This is a genomic window from Streptomyces sp. YS-3, assembly GCF_045257485.1.
GTDB lineage: Bacteria > Actinomycetota > Actinomycetes > Streptomycetales > Streptomycetaceae > Streptomyces.
The window spans coordinates 1-7,366 of the sequence record NZ_JBJHPC010000365.1 but is presented as its reverse complement, the minus strand read 5'-3'; the positions used below and the strand labels follow the sequence as shown (position 1 = coordinate 7,366).

9 protein-coding genes are annotated in these 7,366 nt (G+C 73.3%); 4 read left to right on the top strand and 5 right to left on the bottom strand.

Annotated elements, in window-relative coordinates; genetic code table 11:
• Positions 1–16 precede the first annotated feature (16 nt).
• The 3 genes from ACJA3G_RS25160 to ACJA3G_RS25150 form a co-directional block, all read right to left on the bottom strand.
• Positions 17–823 carry an HlyD family efflux transporter periplasmic adaptor subunit gene (locus ACJA3G_RS25160; RefSeq protein WP_406555322.1) on the bottom strand — a complete coding sequence of 269 codons (807 nt, stop codon included), beginning with the start codon at positions 821–823 and terminating at the stop codon, positions 17–19.
• A 76-nt stretch (positions 824–899) separates the two neighbouring features.
• Positions 900–1,127 carry a type A2 lantipeptide gene (locus ACJA3G_RS25155; protein ID WP_406555321.1) on the bottom strand — a complete coding sequence of 76 codons (228 nt, stop codon included), beginning with the start codon at positions 1,125–1,127 and terminating at the stop codon, positions 900–902.
• Between the two features lie 382 nt (positions 1,128–1,509).
• Positions 1,510–2,562, bottom strand: a complete 1,053-nt coding sequence (locus tag ACJA3G_RS25150) for a chitinase (protein WP_406555320.1) — start codon at positions 2,560–2,562, stop codon at positions 1,510–1,512.
• Between the two features lie 195 nt (positions 2,563–2,757).
• Here ACJA3G_RS25150 and ACJA3G_RS25145 point away from each other — a divergent pair, with 195 nt between their 5' ends.
• The gene (locus tag ACJA3G_RS25145) at positions 2,758–3,762 is read left to right on the top strand and encodes a tellurite resistance/C4-dicarboxylate transporter family protein (RefSeq protein ID WP_406555319.1); all 1,005 of its coding nucleotides are present in this window, start codon (positions 2,758–2,760) and stop codon (positions 3,760–3,762) included.
• On the opposite strand, the gene ACJA3G_RS25140 is transcribed toward ACJA3G_RS25145, so the two are convergent.
• Together ACJA3G_RS25140 and ACJA3G_RS25135 are read right to left on the bottom strand one after the other, a co-directional pair.
• The gene (locus ACJA3G_RS25140) at positions 3,746–4,069 is read right to left on the bottom strand and encodes a cupin (protein ID WP_406555318.1); all 324 of its coding nucleotides are present in this window, start codon (positions 4,067–4,069) and stop codon (positions 3,746–3,748) included. The genes ACJA3G_RS25145 and ACJA3G_RS25140 overlap by 17 nt on opposite strands.
• A 148-nt stretch (positions 4,070–4,217) precedes the next feature.
• Entirely contained in the window at positions 4,218–4,697 is a 480-nt protein-coding gene (locus tag ACJA3G_RS25135) for an Lrp/AsnC family transcriptional regulator (RefSeq protein WP_406555317.1), read from the bottom strand.
• A gap of 158 nt (positions 4,698–4,855) precedes the next feature.
• Between ACJA3G_RS25135 and ACJA3G_RS25130 the strand changes: the two genes are divergently transcribed.
• The 3 genes from ACJA3G_RS25130 to ACJA3G_RS25120 all read left to right on the top strand — a co-directional run.
• The gene (locus tag ACJA3G_RS25130) at positions 4,856–5,227 is read left to right on the top strand and encodes a VOC family protein (RefSeq protein WP_406555316.1); all 372 of its coding nucleotides are present in this window, start codon (positions 4,856–4,858) and stop codon (positions 5,225–5,227) included.
• 182 nt (positions 5,228–5,409) lie between these two features.
• Positions 5,410–6,924, top strand: a complete 1,515-nt coding sequence (locus ACJA3G_RS25125) for an FUSC family protein (protein WP_406555315.1) — start codon at positions 5,410–5,412, stop codon at positions 6,922–6,924.
• Positions 6,925–7,052: 128 nt separating this feature from the next.
• Positions 7,053–7,366: beta-propeller fold lactonase family protein (locus ACJA3G_RS25120; protein ID WP_406555314.1), on the top strand; the 314-nt coding region annotated here is incomplete at its 3' end.

Sequence of the window (7,366 nt, the reverse complement as noted above, 5' to 3'; positions counted from 1 at the left end):
GAGGCGGGTGGTGCGGTCACGGGAGGAGCCAATCGAGGGGACGCTGGTCGGCCAGGTGGACGGAGCCGGTGGCCAAGGTCATGGAGTCGACCGGATACGGCGGGCCCTGGGCCGAGGACCAGCGGTAGCCCGACTTGGTGGCGGCCGAGCGGTCGAGCTCCACCAGGACGGCGACCGGTCTGCCCGCGCGTGAGAACTGCTCGCCGAGCTGGGCGTCGCCGAGGAAGGCGGCGATCCGCTCCCGGGTCTGGGCGCCGCGGCCGACGGCCGCCACCCTGCCCCGCAGCACGCCGTACCGACGGCTGGGCACGGACTCGACGGTGAGGTCCACCGCGGCGCCGACCCGCACCGAGGCGCCGCCCGCGCCCGGTACGTACAGCATCGCCATCAGCGGATCACCGGCGCGGCCGGTCCGCTCGACGCTCGCCACGTCCGCCCCGGTGGTGACGACCGCGCCGACGGCGGTCCTGAGCGTGGTGAGCCGGCCCGCCTCGACGGCGCGGACGGTGCGGTCGCCGCGCTCGGTGCGGACCTTGAGCAGCGGTGCCCCGGCCGCGAGGTCCTGGCCCTCCTTGGCGAGCACACCGGTGACCTGTCCGGCCACGGGGCTCTGCAGGACGTAACTGCCACGGGCGTGGGTGAGGATGCCGGGCGCGCCGAGGGTGGAGGAGACGGAGCCGGTGACCGCCCAGAAGCAGGCGGCGGCCATGACGGCCACCGTGACCGCGAGGACGAGCAGGCCCTGCGGGCGCGCGAAACGCACCGGCAGGTCGAGTTCCTCCGGTGACTGGAGCTTGGTGAGGGCCTGTTGACGGAATTGCACGGAACGCTGCCCCTGCCTGGGGGACGGACGCGGGGGAGCCCCGGAACCGAGCGGGTTCCGGGGCTCGCGCGCCGTCTCAGAGACCGGCGACGAGGCCGGAGGCCAGGCCGGTGACCGGGCCGGTGTTGACGCCGGTGGTCGAGTGGACCAGACCCGTGACCGAGCCCACGATGCCCGAGACCGGGAGGAGCGAGTCGGCGGTGCCGGTCACGTTGCCGAGCGCGGTGCCGACGAGGCCGCCGGACACGTTGTCGAGGTCGGCGTCGGAGATCTCGCGGGTCTCGACCTGCGGGGTGTAGTTCATGGGGTAACTGCCCTTCGTCTTGGGGGGAATGGTGTGGGGGGAATCCTTGCGGAAAGGGCCCTCGGGGGGCCGCTCCGCATGGGCCAGGATCAAAGCACGACGACGCGCCCCCCAGCCAATCCCACCGTGCCTGACCAGGCCTTGTCCTGACGGGAACGGCCTTCTCGTGCACATCCGTCGAGGAATCGGTGGCAGCTTCTTCACGAGCTTCACTTCATGAATTCCGTTTGGCCGGGCTCCCTTTCTCGCAAGTGGGACACTCCGGCCTTTTCGGCCGCCGGGCCGCCGGGGGCGGACAGGCCCCCGGCGGCCCGGCGTGACTGGTTCGGGTATGCGGTGTGCAGGTTTTCGGAAGGTGAGGTTCCGGAGTGGAGTAACACAATCAGCGCCCTTGCAGCGCCTTCACATTGCTGCCGAACGTCCAGCCCTTCGACCCGTCCCAGTTGACCGACCAGGTCATCAGGCCCTTGAGCGCGCCGCCGTAGCGGTTCCACGCCTGGGCGACCAGGTTCGGTGACATGTGGCCGCCCCCGGCGCCCGGTTGCGCGGGCAGGCCCGGGACCTGCTTGTCGTAGGGGACCCTGACGGTGGTGCCCTGGACGGTGAGGCCCCTGTCGAGGCAGTCGGTCTGGGCGGTGAAGCCCTGGACGGTGCCGGCCGCGTAGGAGTCGCCGGAGCAGCCGTACATGTTGCCGTTGTAGTACTGCATGTTGAGCCACCACAGCCGGCCGTTGTCCGCGTACTTCTTCACGATGGGCAGATACGCGCCCCAGATCGACCCGTACGTCACACTGCCGCCCGTCACATAGGCCGTCTCCGGCGCCATCGTGAGCCCGAAGTTGGAGGGCATCCGGGCGAGGACGCCGTCGATGACGCGGATCAGGTTCGTCTGGGAGGGGGAGAGCCGGCCGATGTTCCCGCTGCCCACCAGACCGGTCTCGATGTCGATGTCGATGCCGTCGAAGTTGTACGTCTTGAGGATGGGCACGATCGTTTCGACGAACCGGTCCGCGACCGCGCCGGAGTCGAGGTCGATCCCGGCCGCCGCCCCGCCGATGGACAGCAGGACGGTCTGCCCGGCCGCCTTGGCCGCGCACATCTCGGAAGGTGTCGCGACCTTCACGGTCGCGTCCATCCCGTCCTCCCAGAGCGCCGTGCCGTCGGAGCGGATGACGGGAAAGGCGGCGTTGAGCACGTTGTAACCGTGCGCGGCGATACGGGAGTCGGTGACGGGGGTCCAGCCGAACGGCGGATGGACGCCGTTGGTGGAGCCGTCCCAGTTCTCCCAGTAGCCCTGGAGCACCTTGCCCGCGGGCTTCGACTTGACCGCGCAGGTGTCGCCCCGGGGCGCGGCGGGCGTGGCCGCGGCGGGCAGCTGGGCGGCGAGCGCCAGCATGAGGGCGGCTCCCGCGAGACGTGACATCCGACCGAGCATGGGGGTACCTCCTGGGCTGTGGGGAACCTGGAGACGTACGGGTCCGGTTGCGGTACGGGGTCCGGCTGCGCCACACCGTAAAGTGGTCCAGACCTTCCGTCAATAGGTCTGGACCAAGCAGGAACGGGTGCTTCCCCTGGTCCCGTCGGCGCATCCGGGTGGCGGGCGGTGCGGGTGCCGCGTACCGATGACACGGTGACCCGTCCTCCCGGCCCGTGGTGGGCCGATCTCCCCCCGGCCGCCGGCGCCGCCGTCATGGCGACCGGCATCATCTCCGTCGGCCTGCACCTCGCCGGCCACGAAACGCTCTCCCTCGTCGCGCTCGCGCTCGCCGCAGCGGGATGGCTGGTCTTCGCCGTCGACTTCGCACTCTGCTTCCTGCGCGACCGCCCGCGCTGGCGCGCGGAGGCCGACACCCCGCCCGCGCTGACGGCCGTCGCCGCCACAGCCGTCCTCGGCACCCGGCTCTCGGTGCTCGGACGCCAGACCCTCGCCCTCACCCTGCTCGCGCTGGCCGCCGTGCTCTGGCCGGTACTGCTCTGCTCCGTCCTGCGCCACTGGAGACGGCGGATGCCCGGGGGCGCGTTCCTGGTCTGCGTCGCGACCCAGAGCCTGGCCGTCCTCGCGGCCACGTCGGCCGCGGCGGGCCAGGGCGACTGGCTGGGCCGGGCGGCGCTCGTCCTCTTCTGCCTCGGGGTGCTGCTCTACGCGGAAGCGCTCCTCCGGTTCGACTTCCGCCAGGTGTGGACCGGGGCGGGCGACCAGTGGATCGCGGGCGGCGCGCCGGCGATCTCGGCGCTGGCCTGCTCGAAGCTCACCGCGTCCCCGCTGTGGACCGGCGGCGCCCACCACGCCCTGCGCACGGCCACCCTGGTCCTGCTCGGCCTCGGCCTCGCCTGGTACGCCGTCCTGCTGGCGGCCGAGGTGGCCAGACCCCGGCCGCACTACGACGTACGCCGCTGGGCGACCGTCTTCCCGCTCGGCATGGCCGCCGCGGCTACCCTCGCCACCGGCGCCTCCGCGCACGTCCGGGGGCTGCGCACGCTGGGCGAGGTGCTGCTGTGGGTCGCGGTGGCGGCCTGGGTGCTGACGCTCGCCGGGTTCCTGATGACCCGGGCGGCGCCGGGAGCGCGCGCCGGCACCGCGCCGCGCGCCTCCCCGGACCGCGTCACCGGCGAAGGGCCTACTCCACGGCGGTGACGGCCGTCAGCAGCACCGCCGAGTCCTCCAGGGCGAGCAGGCCGTGGCGCTCCCGGGGGAGCTCGCAGAGCTCGCCCGTGCGGAGCTCCTTGTTGCCGCTGTTCGACGTCAGCCGCACATGGCCGCGCAGCACCTGGAGGCTGGCCGCGAGCGGCGCGTTGTGCTCGTCGAGTTCGGAGTCCGAGGCCAGCGCGATGACGCTCTGCCGCAGCGGGCCGTCGTGCGCGACGAGCTGGGCGCTGCGGCCGTGCGAGGCCACGCGCGCCAGGGCCAGGTGCTCCTCGGTGAGTGCTGTGAGGTCCTGCATGGACCGGTCCCCTTCCTCAGCCGGACGGCCGCGCTCCGATCGGGTACGGGCGTCGCCTTCAAGCCTTCCGGCTCCCCGGCGGTACGCAACTCGGGGCCGGGCCGGGCGGCGGAATCCGGGGCCGGGACGGCGCCGCGCGCTCTGCCGCCTACGAGGCTCCGGCCGCCCGCCCCACCGACTCCACCAGCGGCAGCAGCCGGTGCGGCACCCGCTCGCGCAGGGCCACCTCGGTGCGGGTGCGCACCACGCCCGGGAGCTTGATCAGGCGCTGGATGACGTCTTCGAGATGACCGGCGTCGCGGGCCACGACCCGGGTCAGCAGATCGCCGCCACCGGTGATCGAGAACGCCTCGACGATCTCGGGCACGGCCGCGAGCGCGTCCCCCACCTCGTCGAGACGGCCCTGGGTGACCTCGACGTGGACGAAGGCGAGCACCGGGTGGCCGAGGGCCGCGGGGGAGAGGGACGGACCCGTCCCGGTGATCACGCCGTCCCGCTCCAGCCGGTCCAGACGCGCCTGGAGCGTGCCGCGCGCGATGCCGAGCAGCCGTGCGTACTCGCGCACGCTGGTGCGGGGCCGCTCGATGAGGAGCCGCAGGATCCGGGTGTCGAGCGCGTCCACCGCCATGGTCCGTCGGTCCCTTCCTGGTGCTGCCGTACGCGATTCAACCGTACCAATGGCCCAGTCGGAACCGGACGGCGTGCCGCCGCGCATGGCGGGAGCCCCGGCGGGTACGTCGATGGACGAGTGTGACGTAAGTGACCTGAGAGCGAGGGGTGTCGGACGTGATTCGAAAGCTGCAGGCGGTCGCGCTGGACTGTGCCGATCCGGTACGGCTGGCGGAGTTCTACGCGGAGCTGCTCGGCGGCCGGGTGGTCGCGGACCCGGACGACTCCGACTGGGTCGAGGTGCACGGCTTCGAGGGCACCAAGCTGGCCTTCCAGCGGGTGGACGGCTACCGGGCGCCCCAGTGGCCCGGCCAGGAGCACCCGCAGCAGGTCCACCTGGACTTCGACGTGGACGACCTCGAAGGGGAGGAGAAGCGGGCGCTGGCGCTGGGCGCGACGGTGCTGGAGCGCACGGACCAGCTCCAGGAGGCCAACTGGCGTGTCTACGCGGACCCGGCGGGCCATCCGTTCTGCCTCTGCGTCCACTGAGGAAGGCTGGACCGATGGACCTGCCTGGACGCGGAAGAGGGTGACAGAGCATACCAATGGCACAGTCGGGTGAGGTCCACTTGAGCCATTGGGTCCGGCAGTGATCTCATGGACGGGTCGATGGCGCTGCGGGTCTCCGCAGCGCCTTTCTCATGTCGTCCCGGGAGAGGAGCAGCAGGTCCGTGTTGAAGAGGGTGTTCGTGGCTCCGGACCCGGGGCGGATGCGGCTGCGCAACGCGACCCGGGCCGTCGTGGGCATCGGTCTGGCGGTGGCGGTGTGCGGCCTGGCCGGCCACTCGCTCGTCGCGGCCATCACCGGCGGCCTCGCGGCCCTGCTGGCGCTCTTCACGGTCACGGACCCGACCGTGCGCGGCCAGGCGGTCACCACCGCCCTGCTGCCGGTGGTCGGCCTGCCGGTCTTCGCCCTGGCCGCCGAGCTGCACACCCACCCGCTGGCCCGGGACCTCGCCTTCCTCGCGGTCGTGGGCGCCGGTGTCTACGCCCGGCGCTGGGGACCGCGCGGCCACTCCCTCGGCGTGTTCGCCTTCATGGCGTTCTTCATCACCCAGTTCCTGCACACGGTCCCGGGCCGGCTGCCCGAGCTGTACGCGGCCGTCCTCCTGTCCGTGCTGACGGCGGCGGCCGTGCGGTTCGGCGCGTGGTGCTACGAGCGGCGCCTTCCGCCGCCGCCCCTGGTGTCGGCGCCCGCCCCGGGCAGGGGCCTGCGCCGGGCGACCACACGGCAGGCGGTGCAGGCCATGGCCGGAGCCGCCTTCGCGCTGGCGATCGGGCAACTGCTCTCGCAGGAGCGCTGGTACTGGGCGGTCGGCGCGACCTGGTGGATCTTCGTGAACACGACGTCCCGCGGCGAGACGCTGGTGCGCGGCTTCCGGCGGGTCCTGGGCACCGTCATCGGCATCGTCTGCGGGGTGGCGGTCGCGATCCCGCTGCACGGCGAGCCGGTGCCCTCCGCGGTGCTGATCGCGGTGTGCGTGTTCGGCATCTTCTATGCGGCCCCCGTGTCGTACACGTGGATGATGCTCGCCGTCACCGTCATGGCCAGCCTGCTCTACGGGCTGCTGGGCGTCCTGAACACCGACCTGCTCGCCCTGCGGCTCTTCGAGACGGGTGTGGGCCTGGCCGGGTCCGCCCTGGCGGTCCTGCTCGTCCTGCCGGTCTCCACGCACACCACGACGGACTCCTGGGTGCGGCACGCCCTGCACAGCGTGCGCGCCTCCGCCGCCGCGGCGGCGGCCCGCCTCGCCGGGGAGGACGCCGACCCGACGCCGCACATCACCGAGCTGGAGCACACCCTCGCCAGGGTCCGGCTGTCGCTGGCCCCGCTGGTCCACCCGCTCAACCCCCGGCGCGCGCGGAAGGCCAGGGCCCGGCAGATCCTGGGCTATCTCGACGACTGCGCCCGGGAGGCCCGCAATCTGGCCCTGGTGGCCGCCGATGCCGAGGCCTCCCACGATCAGCGGCTCGCCGCCGCCTGCGAGCGGGTGGAAGCCGCCGTGGCCGCGCTGGTCGCCACTCCGGCCACGGAGGCGGCCTCCGCCCGTCCGCCGGCCGTCGAGCACCGGGCCGCCGCCGTGGAGCATCCGGCCCTCGCCCACCTGCACGAACTGGAGCGGGTCCTGGTGAGCCTGGGCAGGCCCCTCCAGGCCGCCCCGGGGTCCCCGCTGGTCGACGCCTGACCCACGGCTGTCACGGGTTGCCCCGGCCCCGGGGCGTCGCCCGGCGGCTGGTCTAGACCGCCTGCTACGGTCGCCGCAGTCGGCGCCGGGCCAGCCCCGGCGCACAGTCGCGCGAGAGGGGTGGCACGGTGGCCGAGAGCAGCGCCGGGCGGGCATTCATCGGGTCGTTCACCACGTCGGGGGGCCGGGGCGTGACCATCGCCGCCGTGGACGCCCTGACGGGCGCGCTCACCCCCGTGGGCGCCACGGACACCCTTCCCGACCCCTCGTTCCTCGCCCTCTCGGCCGACGCCACCGTGCTGTACGCGGTGGGCGAGAGCGAGCACGGCACCGCCGCCGCCTTCGACGTACGCGGCGACAGCCCGGTCCTGCTGGGCCGGCCGGTGCCGGTGGACGGCGCCGGCCCGACCCACCTCGCCCTCGCCGCCGGGCACCTGGTGAC